A 16399-nucleotide genomic window follows, 5' to 3' on the forward strand; every position below is an offset into this window, starting at 1 on the left:
TCATACGTGAAGCCTGCGCACGCTCACAGCCTCCTGACGAGCCACGGAAACACCCACGGCGGCGTCTGCGCCACGGAATCCGCGCTCATCCGCTCCCGCCTGCGGGCTACACCGATAAAAATTTTTGCAAAAGCTGATTACCGCAAATCCATAAGCCCAGGCCGCGTCAGATGGAGGATCCGCTGAGCGTTGAGGATCTGAAATGAAGGATCCTTTTTGCAGTATTTTACAGTTTGAATACTGCTTCATGTTGCACACCTGCGCCGTAACGCATTGAATTTTATTAATTTTTTTATTTTTCGTGGAATTCAAAAAATCGAGTGAATAGCATCCCCATGCGTAAAAGATGATAAAACCCATATATTTCAATAAGATAAAAACACTGATGAATATCTGAAAAATGAAAAATTGAAGGCCGGCACATCAGACTTATCAGATAAATTTGGGTTGCTTTGCCACAGCATCAGAAGGGGACCAGAATGGCGTCAGTACCAAATAGTGAATATCGATACTCACAAAGAACTGATGGAGGGCCTTTCGCCGAACTCCTGCTTCTCGACAATCAGGGGATACCAACCGATATTCAGGACGAAGTGGAAAGAGTCGACGTTTACTATTCAGACAAACTTGTTCTTGAAGAAGATGCCGCCGATGAATGGCCTTGGGTACGAATAATGTGCATCACTAAGGACCTTATATCCATATGGCCAGTACAGCAAAGAGGTGACCATCGAGACTATGGTCGACCATTGTATGGCAGTATTGAAGAGCTTTGCATTGCACCTCGAACCAGCGGTCCCTATGAGCTTCCGACTTCAATTGAAGAACTTGACGACTTTCTTGAATCTCTACCTGTTGGTTTCTATAAAAATTGGCGATATGGGCTCGGTCTACGCTGGGAGTTCCGCAGTATAGTTACTACGATTGCTGAAATACCTGGCATTACAACTGTCTGCTTTCACTGCTCACAAACTCGCCCAGGGACCGACCGATTGGAGCCACCGTACTACTTTCTTGGGATGCACAGCTATCATCAGCTACGTAGAGAGATAACTTCAGCCACAACCCGCCATCAACGGGCAGCTCGAAAAGAAAAGACTGCGATATGCCACAACCGCCTTCTACATCAAGTGGCCCCAAAGCAGTTCGATGTAAAGCGCTTGTCACTCCCCGCAGATGCGTTATCGAATCTATCGGCTAGCTCCCGGGGACAAGTCACGCTGACCAAAAGGGACCAGCGTGCTGCAGTAGCCTTAGTCAGAGGCCACGCAAGTGACTTGGTAAAGTCAGAACCATCGGCATTATTACAGCTAAAGCAAGATATTGAGCTGGTGACTCTCCGTGAGCTGATCGGGCGCTGTTCTGAACTGCTAGATAAGTCAACGACTGAACCAAAGTGGCAGAGCTTCTTGTCGGCGAATCCCTTCATCCTCACCATGGCGTTTCACTACCCAGTGATTCTTATTGGTGACCAACCCTACGTCGGTGGAAAACTGCACACTGGCAGAGGCGGTTCCTATAGCGATTTTCTATTAGCTGCTGCAACTACCAATAATCTTGCTTTGGTGGAAATCAAGCGCCCTGGTATTCCGCTTCTCGCTAACGAATACCGTGGTATCTACCCACCTTCTGCGGAGCTCAGCGGGGCAGTCGCACAGGTAGTTGCCCAGAGAGCCGAGTTTCAATCCAGTTTCAAGCTCGTAGGTACTGATCTTGATCGACAAGGTTACCGGCCACACTCTATAGCTTGCGTGGTAATCATTGGCCTAAAACCAAAGGATGAGGAACACGCTAAAGGCTTCGAGCAATACCGTCATTCGTTGCACGGAGTTCATGTCGTCACATTCGACGAACTTGTGGAACGCCTCCAATCTCTCTATGACTTACTAGCACCAAGAAAAAAAATTGAAACTTCTCAACCGGATGACAGTGTGACCTTTTAGGGAATTCAACAGCCCGCCAAAGGGACTCAAAAGCAGAAACCTCAGTCGTGGCTGAATCTGAAAGACAGAACGAAGTCACAGAAACGGAGAATTTCGGTGACATATGCACGGACACATTCGGTCTTGAGCAGGAAAATGAAGACCGCTATGACTCGATCATCTAATCTTTGGTGGACACGATGTGGACATAAAGTCTGTATCAAGAGCCAGAAAAACTTAAGGCCACCCGCTCGGGTGGCCTTAAGTCATTGAATTAGTTAATGGTGCCCGGGGTCGGACTCGAACCGACACGTCTTGCAACGGCGGATTTTGAATCCGCTGCGTCTACCGATTTCGCCACCCGGGCAGCTGCGAGGGATTATACGAATGGCGCTTGGCCATGCAAGGTGTTTTTCTTGCCCCCACCGTTGTTTGCTCATTTATTCAACGCCTTGCCGAGGCTGGGTCAGTTACATAGAATGCCCGCATCATATTAATGGAATAATCATCATGGCCAAGCGCAAGACCCCCTCCCCTCTCCAGCCTGCTCCCCGGCATCCGTCCGCCGGTCTGCTGCGCCGTCTCGGCGCCCTGCTCTATGACTATCTGGTGGTGATTGCCCTGCTGATCATCGCCGGCTTCATCGGCATGGGAGTGGCCCACCTGCTGCTGGCCACCGGCATGGCGCACGTTCCCGAGGGCAAGGATGCCGCCTGGCTGCTGACCAGCCCCATCTACAGCGCCTGGCTGGCCTTCGTCATCTGCGGTTTCTACACCTGGTTCTGGGTCCGCGCCGGCCAGACCATCGGCATGCGGGCCTGGCGCCTGCGCATCCAGAACCTGGACGGCAGCAACATTCGCGTCACCCAGGCCCTGATCCGGCTCGCCACCTCGGCCTTTGGCCTGGGCAACCTGCTGTGTGTGTTCAATCGCGCCCGCCCCCGCGCCTTCCAGGACATCTGGGCCGAGTGCGAGGTGGTGGTACTCGGCAAGACGGAAAACCTGGAGCAGCTCAATCGCTGATCCCAAGGCTGCAACGCAAAAGGGCACCCCGAGGTGCCCTTTTTGTTGACCAGAACTGACGGCTTGCAGCACAGAACCTTGACGGAAACGGTGATCGAGAGCAATGGCCGCCTTTTGTCAGCAGCCCGCCGCCCTTCAGGCCGCTACTGCTTGCGGCTCAGGATATAGAAGGAGATGCCGCCAAACAGCAGGCTGGGTGCGATGGCCGCGAGGATGGGAGGGACCGCATAGACCAGGCTGACCGGGCCGAACACCCTGTCGCTCACATAGACCGCGAAGCCGGTCATGATCCCCATCAGCATCCGCGCCCCCATGCTCACCGAACGCAGCGGGCCGAAGATGAAGGAGGAGGCGAGCAGTATCATGGCCACCACGGAGAGCGGTGAGAGCAGCTTGCGCCACATCTCCAGCTTGTAGCGTCCGGCATCCTGCTTGTTGGCATCCAGATAACCGATGTAGTCCCGCAGTCCCGAGATGGGCAGGTTCTCGGGATCGATGCTGACCACCCCGAGCTGCTTGGGGGTCAGCTCGGATTGCCAGGCCATCTGGGCATGCTGTTCGTCCTGGATCCGGGTGGGATCGTCAAACCGGGTGATGTGCACCTGTTTCAGCAGCCAGTGGTGATCCTCGAACACCCCCTCCTTCGCCTGCACCACATCGATCAGGTTGCGGGACGGAGTGAAGCGGTAGAGGGTGATGCCGGTCAGGGCGCCATCGTTGCGCACCCCGTTGATGTTGACGAAGTTGTTGCCATCCCGTGCCCAGACCCCGTAGGCCGAGACCGTGAGCCGCCCTTCCGACATGGCCCCCGCCTTGATGTCATCCGCCATCCGCTTGGCGGCCGGTGCGACGTACTCTCCCATCAGCCCCACCAGCAACATCAGGGGAATGGCGGTCTTGAGCGCCGCCATGACGATGCTGATCTTGGAGCGTCCCGCCGCCTGCATCACCACCAGCTCGGAGCTGGTCGCGAGCTGGCCCAGACCGATGAGGCCACCGAGCAGGGCCGCCAGGGGGAAGAAGAGCACCGCCTCCTTGGGCATGGAGAGCAGCACGTAGTAGAGGGCGTTGAGCATGTCGTAGTTACCTTCCCCGACCGCCTTCAACTGCTCCACGTACTTGATGAGCGCGGCGAGCCCGACCAGGGTCAGCTCGCACAGCAGGATCGACATGAAGATGACCCTGCCTATGTATCTATCGAGAATGCCGAACATCAGCAGAGACTCCCAGGTTGCAGCATCACGCTGACTTTCTCTTGAACAATTGCCCTTTGACCCCGTTCCACCAGCTGGTGCCCTGCAGGTTGAGAGGCAACCCTATCAGCAGCAGATAGATCAGGGGCACCAGGAACATCCCGGGCCAGTGGGGCAGACGCCCGCTGTCGATGGCCGACCGGGCGGCACTGAGCAGCAGGAAATAGGAGAGATAGAGCAGGATGGCCGGCAGCAGCTTGGCGTAACGCCCCTGACGGGGATTGACCCGCGCCATCGGCACCACCAGGAAGGTGAGCACCAGGATGGAGAGGGGCAGCGACAGGCGCCACTGCAATTCGGCCATCAGCTGGTTGTCCTGGGTGCCGAGCAATGCCAGGGTCGGCTTGGCCGCCGCCTTGCGGTTAGATCGCTCCATCTCCTGCTGGCGGATCACCAGGCTGTATTCACGGAACTCCGAGACCTGGAACTGCTTGCCGGTGAAATGCCCCTCGTAGCGCGAGCCATCCTTCAGGGTCAGCCACTGCAAGCCGTTGCTGTCGGCGGTCACCTGCCCCTCGTTGGCCACCACCACTGACGGGGGTGAGCCACCCTCGGCCCGTTGCAGCACGAAGATTTTCTGCAACTCCGACCCCTTGTCGTTCAGATCCTGGATGTAGGCCACCAGGCGCCCCTTGTCGAGCTCCATGAAGCGGCCGGCCTGCAGGAAAGAGATACCGGGATCGGCCTTGAACTCGTCGATCACCTGGTACTCCCGCTCCTTGGCCTGGGGGGCGACCCAGCCTGTGTTGAACGCCGCGACGGCGGCGGTCAGCAGGGCCAGCACCAGGGCACTGCCCATGATGAAACGGTGACTGAAACCCACCGCGTGCATCACCGTCATCTCGCTTTCCGCGTACAAACGGCCGTGAGCAAACAGAATGGCTAAAAACAGACTGATAGGCAGCATCAACAACGCCATATTCGGCAGGTTGAGCAGCAGGAGGGTGGATACCAGGCGCGTCGGCACCTCACCATCGGCGGCATCGCCAATGATCTGGATAAATTGCTGGCTGACGAAGATAAGCAGCAGCACGAACAGCACCGCCAGCTGGGTTTTCAGGGTCTCCCTGAACAAATATCGGAAAACGATCACAGTCATTCCCAAGTAAACTTGTGTTTTTAGTCGAATGCCTGAAAAATAGGGCCCTATATTGGATTTTTACCAGTTTGAACTGCGGAGCCTGTGACTGTTCGCTCCGCCTCTGATACCCCAACAAGCACCGCATTATTCAATAAATGGTGCCTTTTGTCTTTAGGATGTAGGAGATTCCATGGAGTTCAGTGTAAAGAGTGGCAGTCCTGAGAAGCAACGCAGTGCCTGCGTCGTGGTCGGCGTTTTTGAGCCCCGCCGCCTCTCTCCGGTTGCCGAACAGCTGGACAAGATCAGCGACGGCTACCTCAGCTCGCTGCTGCGCCGTGGCGACCTGGAAGGGAAACCGGGCCAGATGCTGCTGCTGCATCAAGTACCGGGCGTGCTCAGCGAGCGCGTACTGTTGGTCGGGTGCGGCAAGGAGCGCGAACTCGACGAGCGCCAGTACAAGCAGATCATCAACAAGACCATCACCACCCTGAACGAAACCGGCTCCATGGAAGCGGTCTGCTTCCTGACCGAGCTGCACGTCAAGGGTCGGGATACCTACTGGAAGGTGCGTCAGGCGGTTGAAACCACCAAGGCGGGCCTCTACAGCTTCGATCAGTTCAAGACCAACAAGGCCGAACCGCGCCGTCCGTTGCGCAAGCTGGTCTTCAACGTGCCGACGCGTCGGGAACTGACCATAGGCGAGCGCGCCATCAACCACGGCCTGGCCGTGGCGAAAGGGGTGCGCATCTGCCGCGACGTGGCGAACATGCCGCCCAACGTCTGCAATCCCGCCTACCTCGCCTCCCAGGCCCGCCGTCTGGCGGATGCCTATGACAACATCACCACCAGGGTGGTGGGGGAGCAGGAGATGGCCGAGCTCGGCATGAACTCCTACCTGGCAGTGGCCCGCGGCTCCGAGAACGAAGCCATGATGGCCATCATCGAGTACAAGGGCAACGCCGACGCCAAGCCCATCGTGCTGGTGGGCAAGGGGCTGACCTTCGACTCCGGCGGCATCTCCATCAAGCCGGCAGACGGCATGGACGAGATGAAGTACGACATGGGTGGCGCCGCCTCCGTGCTCGGCACCATGCACGCCCTGGCCCAGTTGCAGCTGCCCATCAACGTCATCGGCGTGCTGGCGGGCTGCGAGAACATGCCGGGGGGCAACGCCTACCGCCCCGGTGACATCCTCACTACCATGTCCGGCCAGACCGTCGAGGTGCTCAACACCGACGCCGAAGGCCGCCTGGTGTTGTGCGATGCCCTCACCTATGTGGACCGCTACGATCCCGAGACCGTGATCGACGTGGCGACCCTGACCGGTGCCTGCATCATCGCCCTGGGCCACCATACCTCTGGCCTCTTGGCGAACCACAACCCCCTGGCCCACGAGCTGCTCAACGCCTCCGAACAGGCCGGCGATCGCGCCTGGCGCCTGCCCCTGTTCGACGAGTATCAGGAGCAGCTGGAAAGCCCGTTCGCCGACATGGCCAACATCGGTGGCCGTCCGGCCGGTACCATCACTGCCGCTGCCTTCCTGTCGCGCTTCACCAAGAAGTACAACTGGGCCCACCTGGATATCGCAGGGACCGCCTGGAAGAGCGGCAAGGAGAAGGGCTCCACCGGCCGTCCTGTGCCCCTGCTGACCCAGTTCCTGCTCAACCGGGCCGGCGTGGCGGACGTCGAAGACAAGGAGTGATCCCCTTCCCCATCGACTCGAAGAGCGATGCGAGAAGGCGTTACCCTGTATCACAAGGAAGAGGCCTGCCTCTTCCTTGTTTCATTGAGAGAATCCGGGAAGTCCGTGCCAGACGCGGCTCCCGAAGACGGCCAATCGCTGTCCGTCACAGCCAAACGGGACCGACCTGATGAGCCAAGTGACCTTTTACCTGATGAGCCAGCCCGATGATGCGGATGCCTCCGCCGTCGAGCGCCTCGCCTGCCAGCTTGCGGCCGATGGCTGGAGCGCAGGCCATCTCTATCTGCTGTGCGAGGACGAGGCCCAGGCCCTGCGTCTGGACGAGCTGTTGTGGCAGTTGCCGCCCGATCGCTTCGTGCCGCACCAGTTGCAGGGGGAGAGCGGTCAGGCTCCGGTGGAGATAGGCCATCAGCCGCCACGGCGGCGCTATGCCTGCCTCATCAACCTGGCCCGGCAGACACCTTTGTTTGCAGGACACTTCGCTCAAGTGGTAGATTTTGTCCCCACTGACGAAACGCAAAAGCAGCAAGCCCGCGAGCGCTACAAGCACTATCGCCAGGCGGGCCATACCCTCGAGATGAGGGATCAGCCCGTCCTTGCCGCACCGGATCCGGCGCAGCCCTGACTGTGCCACCCTCGATCCACGACGAATCAACACCAGAATCCATCCATCCAGAATACGGCGAGACCATGGAAAAGACTTTTAATCACAACGCCATCGAACAGGCGCTCTATCAGCACTGGGAAGCCCAGGGTTACTTCAAGCCCCACGGCGACACCAGCAAAGATTCCTTCTGCATCATGATCCCGCCGCCGAACGTCACCGGCAGCCTGCACATGGGTCACGCCTTCCAGCAAACCCTGATGGACACCCTGATCCGCTACAACCGCATGCAGGGCAAGAACACCCTGTGGCAGGCAGGTACCGACCACGCCGGTATCGCCACCCAGATGGTAGTTGAGCGCAAGATCGCCGCAGAAGAGGGCAAGACCCGCCACGATTACGGCCGGGAAGCCTTCATCGACAAGATCTGGCAGTGGAAGGAAGAGTCCGGCGGCACCATCACCCGTCAGATGCGCCGTCTGGGTGACTCCGTGGACTGGGAGCGCGAGCGCTTCACCATGGATGAGGGCCTCTCCGCCGCCGTCCAGGAAGTGTTCGTGCGCCTGTACGAAGACGGCCTGATGTACCGTGGCAAGCGTCTGGTGAACTGGGATCCCAAGCTCAACACCGCCATCTCCGACCTGGAAGTGGAAAACCGCGAGATCAAGGGCCACATGTGGCACCTTCGCTACCCGCTGGCCAACGGCGCCAAGACCGCTGAAGGCCAGGATCACCTGATCGTCGCCACCACCCGTCCGGAAACCATGCTGGGCGATACCGCCGTCGCGGTAAACCCGGAAGACCCCCGCTACAAGGCGCTGATCGGCCAGCACATCCTGCTGCCGCTGGTGAACCGTCTGATCCCCATCGTTGCCGACGAACACGCCGACATGGAGAAGGGCACCGGCTGCGTGAAGATCACCCCGGCCCACGACTTCAACGACAACGAAGTGGGCAAGCGCCACAACCTGCCGATGATCAACATCTTCACCCTGGACGCCCACGTGCGTGCCGAGGCCGAAGTGGTCGATACCAATGGCAACCCGAGCACCGCCTATGACGCCGCCCTGCCGACCGAGTTCGCCGGGATGGAGCGCTTCGCCGCCCGCAAGGCCATCGTCGCCAAGCTGGACGAGCTGGGCCTCCTGGCCGAGATCAAGGATCACGTGCTGCAACAGCCATACGGCGATCGCGGCGGCGTGCCCATCGAGCCCATGCTGACCGACCAGTGGTACGTCCGCGTGGCCCCCATGGCCAAGACCGCCATCGAGGCGGTGGAAGATGGCCGCATCCAGTTCGTGCCGAAGCAGTACGAAAACATGTACTTCTCCTGGATGCGCGACATTCAGGACTGGTGCGTCTCCCGTCAGCTGTGGTGGGGTCACCGCATCCCGGCCTGGTATGACGATGCCGGCAACGTCTACGTGGGCCGCAACGAAGAGGAAGTGCGCGCCAAGCACAGCATCCCGTCCGTGACCGTGCTGCGTCAGGACGAAGACGTGCTCGACACCTGGTTCAGCTCCGCCCTGTGGACCTTCTCCACCCTGGGCTGGCCGAACAACACCGAGGCACTCAAGACCTTCCACCCGACCGACGTGCTGATGAGCGGCTTCGACATCATCTTCTTCTGGATTGCCCGGATGATCATGATGACCATGCACTTCATCAAGGACGAGAACGGCCAGCCGCAAGTCCCGTTCAAGACCGTCTACATCACCGGCCTCATCCGTGACGAAGAAGGCCAGAAGATGTCCAAGTCCAAGGGCAACGTGCTGGACCCCCTCGACATGATTGACGGCATCTCGCTGGAAGACCTGCTGGAGAAGCGCACCGGCAACATGATGCAGCCGCAGATGGCCGAGAAGATCGCCAAGCGTACCGCCAAGCAGTTCCCGGAAGGGATCGAGGCCCACGGCACCGACGCTCTGCGCTTCACCCTGGCGGCGCTGGCCTCCACCGGTCGTGACATCAACTGGGACATGAAGCGTCTGGATGGCTACAACAACTTCTGCAACAAGCTGTGGAACGCCTCCCGCTATGTGCTGATGAACACCGAAGATCAGGATTGCGGCTTTGCCGGTGGCGAGATGCAGTTCAGCCTGGCGGATCGCTGGATCCAGTCCCAGCAGCAAGTGGCCATCCGTGACTTCCGCACCGCCCTCGATACCTACCGCTTCGACATCGCGGCAGGCGTGCTGTACGAATTTATCTGGAACCAGTTCTGTGACTGGTATCTGGAGCTGACCAAGCCGGTACTGACCAAGGGCTCCGAGGCCGAGCAGCGCGCTGCCCGCCACACCCTCGTCAGCGTCCTCGAGACCCTGCTGCGCCTGGCACATCCGATCATCCCGTTCATCACCGAGACCATCTGGAAATCGGTCGCCCCGCTGGCTGGCGTACACGCCGACACCATCATGATTCAGGCCTTCCCGGAATTCGACGCCGCCAAGGTGGACGACGCCGCGATGGCGGATCAGGAGTGGGTGAAGGAGTTCATCGTCAGCATCCGCAACATCCGCGCCGAGATGAACGTGGCGCCTAGCGTGCCCCTCAACGTGCTGCTCCAGTGCGATGCCAAGGATGCCCAGCGCGCCGCTGACAACGAGGCCTTCCTCAAATCCCTGGCCCGTCTGGAATCCATTCGCGTGCTTGGCGCAGGTGAAACCGCCCCGCTATCGGTCAAGAAATTGATCGGTGCCACCGAGCTGATGATCCCGATGGCCGGTCTCATCGACAAGGAAGCCGAACTGGCCCGTCTGGCCAAAGAGGTGGCCCGTCTGGTGGGCGAGTGCGGTCGCATCGAAGGCAAGCTCGGCAACGAAGCCTTCGTCGCCAAGGCGCCGGAAGCGGTCATCATCAAGGAGCGTGAGAAGCTGGAAGATTACCGTCTCCAGCTGACCAAGCTGGAAGCCCAGCAGGCCGAGATCGCCGCGCTCTAAGCCACAGCGCAACATGACAAGCCCCCGTTTATCGGGGGCTTTTTCATGTCAGGGGTTCAGTTCTCCCTCTCCTGCCCCGCGGTTTTATCCCTCCCGCCGGGGCGATATTCAAAAATTCACGAGCCAAATCACCTCCTTTCACAAGCGCAGAGCCCGCAAATTCATTACACTGCCAGCGGTCTTTTCTATCGGGAGTGCTGCTGCAGTATGGAAATATTGATCCTGTTTGGATTGATTTTGCTCAATGGCGTCTTCGCCATGTCGGAAATCGCCATCGTGACGGCACGCAAGGCACGTCTCGCCAAAATGGCGAGCGAAGGGAGCCGCTCCGCCTCCATCGCCCTCAAGCTCGGGGAAGATCCGACCCATTTCCTCTCCGCCGTGCAGATCGGCATCACCAGCATCGGTCTGCTCAACGGTATCTATGGCGAGTCCCTGCTGGCCCAGCCCTTCGCCCTCTGGCTGCAGGAGTGGGGGCTCTCCCCCAAGAGCAGCAGCCTGCTCGCCACCGTCATCGTGGTCGTGCTGGTCACCTATCTCTCCATCGTGGTAGGGGAGCTCGTGCCCAAACGCCTCGGACAGCTCAGCGCCGAGCGCATCGCCTGTCTGGTAGCCCGCCCCATGCTCTGGCTGGCGACCCTGACCCGTCCCTTCGTCTGGTTGCTCTCCGCCTCCACCAACGCCAGCCTGCGGCTGCTGCGGGTCGATCAGCGCAGCAGCAACAACGTCACTCAGGAGGAGATCCACGCCATGCTGGTGGAGGGCTCCGAAGCGGGGGTGATCGAGGACCATGAGCACACTATGTTGCGCAACGTGTTCCGCCTCGACGAACGCAGCCTGGCCTCCCTGATGGTGCCGCGCAGCGACATCCGCTATCTGGACCTGTCACTGCCGCTGGAAGTGAACCTCCAACGTCTGGTGGAGTATCGCCACAGCTTCTTTCCTGTCTGTGACGGCAGCCTGTCAGATCTCGTCGGCATCCTCAACGTCAGCAAGGTGCTGCACGCCTACATCAAGGGAGAGCCCATCGATCTGGCGGCGCTGACCCAGGACGGCAGCCTGCTGCCGGAGACCCTCAATGGCCTGGAGCTGCTCAACCACTTCCGTACCCACTCCGAGCACATGGTGCTGGTGGTGGACGAATATGGCGAGCTGCAGGGGCTGGTCACCCAGCAGGATCTGCTGGAAACCCTGGCCGGCGACTTCCAGCAGGAAGATGGGGAGGACAACTGGGCCTTCCAGCGCGCCGACGGCAGCTGGCTGCTCGACGGCCTCATTCCACTGCCAGAATTGAAGGACTGTCTGGAGCTGGTTCGTCTGCCGGAAGAAGAAAAACATCACTATCACACCCTTGGAGGGCTTATCATGCTGCTCCTTGGCCGCCTTCCCCAGACCGGAGACCTGGTCACCCTGGAACAGTGGCAACTGGAAATCGTGGATATGGACGGCCTGCGCATCGACAAGGTACTTGCCATGCCCTTGACCGACCAACCCAGCTAACCTGCGGAGTTTGCATGTATGGAGCAGTTTTACCACCTGGCTCACGCCTTTATGCATCAGGATCTGGCGACACTCTCTGATCCCAAGATGGTCTTCATGGTCTATGTCGTCCTGCTGACCTTCCTGGTGCTCGAGAATGGCTTTATCCCCACCGCCTTCCTGCCAGGGGATACCCTGCTGATCCTGACCGGCGTGCTGATCTATCAGGGGGTGTTGCCGATGGCGGTGGTCCCGCTGCTGATCATGGCGACCTTCGTCGGTACCTGGCTTGGCTACATGCAGGGGCGTTTCCTCGGCCACACCCGGATGTATCACAGGCTGATGTCCCACCTTGATGACAAGCACAAGGAGAAGGTGCACTACCTGCTCAACAAGTACGGCATCATCACCCTGATCACCGCCCGCTACATCGCCTTCGTGCGTACCGCCTACCCCTATATCGTCGGCGCCAACGAGATCCCCCAGGGGCGCTTCCTGGTGGTCAACCTGATCAGCTCCATCATGTGGATCTGCCCCCTGGTCGGGCTGGGTTACTACCTGAGCCACACCAAGCTGGCCGCGCAGTATGAGTCCCAATTTCTCAGCGTCATTCTCTACCTGCCGGTCGTGCTGCTGGTGGGCGGCCTCATCGCTCTGGTCTGGCGCTGGTGGAGCAGACGCAAGCCCGGCGTCTCCAGAGAGTGAGACAAACCACAGGGTCGCCCACAGGCGGCCCTTTTTTTATGGAAAATAGTGGCGAATTCCCCCTGCTCGCTCTTGTAAAGCAGGGGCAAAAATGAGTGAATCTAGCGCCTTTTTTCGCTGTGGATGGAGTTGGTTGTATGGGGTGTTGGATTCGCGCAATCGCGCTGGTAGGTGGATTGATGGGACTGCTGGGTTCGCAGACAGCCCTGGCGACCCCCAACCCGGCCAAGCTGCAGCTCAAATCGGGCAGTGCCCTGGTGATGGACGTCAACACCGGCAAGACCCTGTATCAGAAAAACCCCACCCGGGTGCGCCCCATCGCCTCCCTCACCAAGCTGATGACGGCGCTGGTGGTGCTGGATGCCCGCCAGAACCTCAATCAGACCCTGACCATCGATCAGAACGACAGGGACAACATCAAGCACACCTATTCACGGGTGCGCATGGGCACCCAGGTCAGCCGCCGTGACGCCCTGCATCTGGCGCTGATGTCCTCCGAAAACCGCATGGCCTCGGCGCTTGCCCGCCACTACCCGGGGGGTCGCCAGGCCTTCATCCGCGCCATGAACAACAAGGCCAGACAGCTCGGCATGAGCAACACCCGCTACTATGACTCCACCGGTCTCTCGACCCGCAACGTCTCCACCGCCCAGGATCTGGCCAAGCTCCTCTCTGCGGCCTATCGACAGCCGCTGATCCGTGAATTCACCCAGGACACCAGCAGGGAGATGCGCTTTCACAAGCCGGCCTACAGCCTGATGTTCAACAATACCAACCCGCTGGTGAAGAACCCGGACTGGGATGTACGCCTCTCCAAGACAGGCTATACCGACGAAGCGGGCCGCTGCCTGCTGATGCGTGCCAAACCGGATCGTCAGGAGCTCGCCATCGTACTGCTCAACTCGGTGGGCAAACGCACCCCTGTCGGGGATGCCAACCGCATCCGCAAGTGGCTGAAAAGCTGATTCTTTCCACGAAGACATGAAAGGATGCCGCGGCATCCTTTTTTATTGCCCGCCAAATGCCTCAGCAGGCCGCCAGAGGGCGCCAGCCCCGTACAGCATAGATGCGCATGGTTCGGGCCCCCAGGTCGCCACAGGCACGGCCACGGGATGCGTCAGCAGCCTGCCAGGCAAGACACGTGGAGAGTGGTGACCCGGGGGCACGTGCAGCAAGGGGGAACCGTCCCCCATGGGAGCGTCAGGGAGAAGGACACGAGAGAGACAACCCCATGATGGGGAGGAGGATATCGCCCATAAAAAAACAGCCCCGACTGACGTCGAGGCTGTCTGTATGGTGCGCCCGAGAGGATTCGAACCTCTGACCACCTGGTTCGTAGCCAGGTACTCTATCCAGCTGAGCTACGGGCGCTCACAACTTGTTGCACTGCTTGAAATATGGTGCGCCCGAGAGGATTCGAACCTCTGACCACCTGGTTCGTAGCCAGGTACTCTATCCAGCTGAGCTACGGGCGCTCATAAATTGTTGCACTGCTTTAAACATGGTGCGCCCGAGAGGATTCGAACCTCTGACCACCTGGTTCGTAGCCAGGTACTCTATCCAGCTGAGCTACGGGCGCTCATAAATCATTGTATTGCTTGAAATGGTGCGCCCGAGAGGATTCGAACCTCTGACCACCTGGTTCGTAGCCAGGTACTCTATCCAGCTGAGCTACGGGCGCCCTGTTTTCAAACGATAAAAAAAGCTTACTCAACAGTAAGCCTTCTTTAGTGCCGACTTGCTGATGGTCAACACATGACTCCAAGAGTCAAATATGGTGCGCCCGAGAGGATTCGAACCTCTGACCACCTGGTTCGTAGCCAGGTACTCTATCCAGCTGAGCTACGGGCGCAAAATGGCGGAGAAGGGGGGATTCGAACCCCCGATGCGGGTATAAGCCGCATACTCCCTTAGCAGGGGAGCGCCTTCAGCCTCTCGGCCACCTCTCCGTTTGCGGGGCTGATAATACTTCACAGGGATTTTTAGTCAAACACTTTTTTGGAGAAAACAGAGCGTTCGCTCAGCATTTGGCCAAAGAGTGGAATATTCAAGCAATATCGACACTTACCCAGTAGTTTCGCGCTCTACAGGCCGATTTGCAGGCCCCTGAAAAACAAAAGGCGACATCCGGGATGTCGCCTTCAGGCAGCCATGAAATGGCTTAGAAATTCGGTTGGCCCGGGACTTTCTCGGCCTGTATCCGCATGTAGATCTCTTCGCGGTGTACGGAAACCTCTTTCGGTGCATTCACACCGATACGAACCTGGTTCCCTTTTACGCCCAGTACGGTAACGGTTACTTCGTCACCAATCATCAGGGTTTCCCCTACACGACGAGTCAAAATAAGCATTCGCTTGCTCCTGTATCCTGTTTTGTATTTATATCGATATGCGCCATTATCTTACAAAGATACCGATATGGTAAATGGTTGAAACTAAATCAATCAGGGATTGTTTCCCAAGGGCTGCTCATGAGGCTCTTGATCCAACCCGAACGCCGAGTGCAACGAACGCACGGCCAGCTCCAGGTACTTCTCGTCAATCACCACGGATATCTTGATTTCAGAGGTGGAGATCAGCTGCATGTTGATCCCTTCCTCACCCAATACCTTGAACATGGTGCGCGCTACACCAGGATGATTCCACATGCCGACCCCGACGATGGAGACCTTGGCGATCTCTCCGTTGCCCTGCACGCAGGCGGCCCCCAGCTCGCTGGCGGTCTCCTCCAGCAAGGCGCGGGCCCGGCGATAATCATCACGATTCACCGTGAAGGTGAAATCGGCGGTACCATCCCCCATGGTGTTCTGCACTATCATGTCGACATCTATGTTGGCGTCGCTGATCGGATTCAGGATCTGCGCGGCCACGGTCGGCCTGTCCGGCACACCCAGAATGGTCAGGCTGGCCTCGTTGCGATTGAACGCAATGCCGGATACCAGGGGTGCTTCCATCCTCTCACCTCCATATGTGATTAAGGTTCCCTCTCCGTCGACGAAACTCGACAGCACCCTTAGCGGCACACGGTACTTGCCCGCGAACTCGACCGAGCGGATCTGCAACACCTTGGCACCGAGGCTCGCCATCTCGAGCATCTCCTCGAAGGTGATGGTATCGAGGCGACGCGCCTTGGGTTCGATGCGCGGATCCGTGGTATACACCCCGTCCACATCGGTAAAGATCTGGCACTCATCGGCCTTGATGGCCGCAGCCACGGCCACCGCGGTGGTATCCGAACCACCTCGGCCCAGGGTAGTGATGGCATTGTGCTCATCGCGCCCCTGGAAACCGGCAATCACTACCACCTTGCCGGCACCGAGTGCGGCTTCCACCTGCTCGGTGTCGATACGGGTGATGCGCGCCTTGCCATAGGCGGAATCGGTGTGGATGCGGACCTGATCACCGGTCATCGAGACTGCGGGGCAACCGCGCTTGTTGAGCGCAATCGCCAGCAGTGCAATGGTGACCTGCTCACCGGTGGAGATCAGCACATCCATCTCGCGCCGGTTGGCATCCTGGTCCAGCTGCTGGGCCATGCCCAGCAACCGGTTGGTTTCGCCCGACATGGCGGAGACCACCACCACCACGTCATGTCCCTGGGCACGGGTCAGTTGAACCCGCTCAGCAACTGCCTCGATCCGCTCCAGCGTGCCGACCGAGGTGCCACCGTACTTCTGTACATAGAGTGCCAC

13 protein-coding genes and 7 tRNA genes are annotated in these 16399 nt (G+C 58.9%); 8 read left to right on the forward strand and 12 right to left on the reverse strand.

Translation table 11 applies throughout. From position 1 onward, the window contains the following. Positions 1-360: a hypothetical protein gene (locus tag AB7E19_RS15515; protein WP_427935850.1), complete on the reverse strand. Its 360-nt coding sequence runs from the start codon at positions 358-360 to the stop codon at positions 1-3. Positions 361-479: 119 nt separating this feature from the next. On the opposite strand from AB7E19_RS15515, the gene AB7E19_RS15520 reads away from it, so the two are divergent. Beyond that, complete coding sequence (locus AB7E19_RS15520; protein ID WP_427935852.1) at positions 480-1943, forward strand: Shedu immune nuclease family protein; 1464 nt, start codon at positions 480-482, stop codon at positions 1941-1943. 261 nt (positions 1944-2204) lie between these two features. Here AB7E19_RS15520 and AB7E19_RS15525 read toward each other — a convergent pair. Further along, positions 2205-2289 (reverse strand) — tRNA-Leu (locus tag AB7E19_RS15525). A gap of 143 nt (positions 2290-2432) precedes the next feature. Here AB7E19_RS15525 and AB7E19_RS15530 point away from each other — a divergent pair. After that, positions 2433-2945, forward strand: a complete 513-nt coding sequence (locus AB7E19_RS15530) for an RDD family protein (protein ID WP_427935854.1) — start codon at positions 2433-2435, stop codon at positions 2943-2945. A 143-nt stretch (positions 2946-3088) separates the two neighbouring features. On the opposite strand, the gene lptG is transcribed toward AB7E19_RS15530, so the two are convergent. Both lptG and lptF read right to left on the reverse strand, forming a co-directional pair. Beyond that, positions 3089-4159 (reverse strand): LPS export ABC transporter permease LptG, encoded by a 1071-nt coding sequence (gene lptG, locus AB7E19_RS15535; RefSeq protein WP_041210919.1) that lies wholly within the window; start codon positions 4157-4159, stop codon positions 3089-3091. A 25-nt stretch (positions 4160-4184) separates the two neighbouring features. Continuing rightward, the gene (gene lptF, locus AB7E19_RS15540; protein WP_324037394.1) at positions 4185-5297 is read right to left on the reverse strand and encodes an LPS export ABC transporter permease LptF; all 1113 of its coding nucleotides are present in this window, start codon (positions 5295-5297) and stop codon (positions 4185-4187) included. Positions 5298-5469: 172 nt separating this feature from the next. Between lptF and pepA the strand changes: the two genes are divergently transcribed. The 6 genes from pepA to pbpG all read left to right on the forward strand — a co-directional run bounded on the left by pepA (position 5470) and on the right by pbpG (position 13673). Next, positions 5470-6981: a leucyl aminopeptidase gene (pepA, locus tag AB7E19_RS15545; protein WP_010672960.1), complete on the forward strand. Its 1512-nt coding sequence runs from the start codon at positions 5470-5472 to the stop codon at positions 6979-6981. 169 nt (positions 6982-7150) lie between these two features. Continuing rightward, positions 7151-7606 carry a DNA polymerase III subunit chi gene (locus AB7E19_RS15550; protein WP_010672959.1) on the forward strand — a complete coding sequence of 152 codons (456 nt, stop codon included), beginning with the start codon at positions 7151-7153 and terminating at the stop codon, positions 7604-7606. A gap of 65 nt (positions 7607-7671) precedes the next feature. After that, positions 7672-10524: a valine--tRNA ligase gene (locus tag AB7E19_RS15555; RefSeq protein WP_322130913.1), complete on the forward strand. Its 2853-nt coding sequence runs from the start codon at positions 7672-7674 to the stop codon at positions 10522-10524. A 207-nt stretch (positions 10525-10731) separates the two neighbouring features. After that, entirely contained in the window at positions 10732-12024 is a 1293-nt protein-coding gene (locus AB7E19_RS15560; RefSeq protein ID WP_049636519.1) for a hemolysin family protein, read from the forward strand. An 18-nt stretch (positions 12025-12042) separates the two neighbouring features. Continuing rightward, positions 12043-12708 (forward strand): DedA family protein, encoded by a 666-nt coding sequence (locus AB7E19_RS15565; RefSeq protein ID WP_010672956.1) that lies wholly within the window; start codon positions 12043-12045, stop codon positions 12706-12708. Between the two features lie 179 nt (positions 12709-12887). Next, entirely contained in the window at positions 12888-13673 is a 786-nt protein-coding gene (gene pbpG, locus AB7E19_RS15570; RefSeq protein WP_409070716.1) for a D-alanyl-D-alanine endopeptidase, read from the forward strand. Between the two features lie 329 nt (positions 13674-14002). On the opposite strand, the gene AB7E19_RS15575 is transcribed toward pbpG, so the two are convergent. From AB7E19_RS15575 to AB7E19_RS15610, 8 genes are all read right to left on the reverse strand, one after another. Continuing rightward, positions 14003-14079: transfer RNA gene (locus tag AB7E19_RS15575), tRNA-Arg, on the reverse strand. Positions 14080-14106: 27 nt separating this feature from the next. Beyond that, positions 14107-14183, reverse strand: a tRNA-Arg gene (locus AB7E19_RS15580). 27 nt (positions 14184-14210) lie between these two features. Next, a tRNA-Arg gene (locus AB7E19_RS15585) sits at positions 14211-14287 on the reverse strand. Between the two features lie 25 nt (positions 14288-14312). Further along, positions 14313-14389: transfer RNA gene (locus tag AB7E19_RS15590), tRNA-Arg, on the reverse strand. Positions 14390-14483: 94 nt separating this feature from the next. Further along, positions 14484-14560, reverse strand: a tRNA-Arg gene (locus AB7E19_RS15595). A 4-nt stretch (positions 14561-14564) separates the two neighbouring features. Continuing rightward, positions 14565-14657 (reverse strand) — tRNA-Ser (locus AB7E19_RS15600). A 212-nt stretch (positions 14658-14869) separates the two neighbouring features. After that, the gene (gene csrA / locus AB7E19_RS15605) at positions 14870-15058 is read right to left on the reverse strand and encodes a carbon storage regulator CsrA (RefSeq protein WP_005315760.1); all 189 of its coding nucleotides are present in this window, start codon (positions 15056-15058) and stop codon (positions 14870-14872) included. Between the two features lie 93 nt (positions 15059-15151). Next, positions 15152-16399 carry an aspartate kinase gene (locus AB7E19_RS15610; RefSeq protein WP_010672822.1) on the reverse strand — a complete coding sequence of 416 codons (1248 nt, stop codon included), beginning with the start codon at positions 16397-16399 and terminating at the stop codon, positions 15152-15154.

Origin of the sequence: Aeromonas sp. (assembly GCF_050252055.1) — a bacterium.
GTDB classification, from domain to species: Bacteria; Pseudomonadota; Gammaproteobacteria; order Enterobacterales; family Aeromonadaceae; genus Aeromonas; species Aeromonas caviae.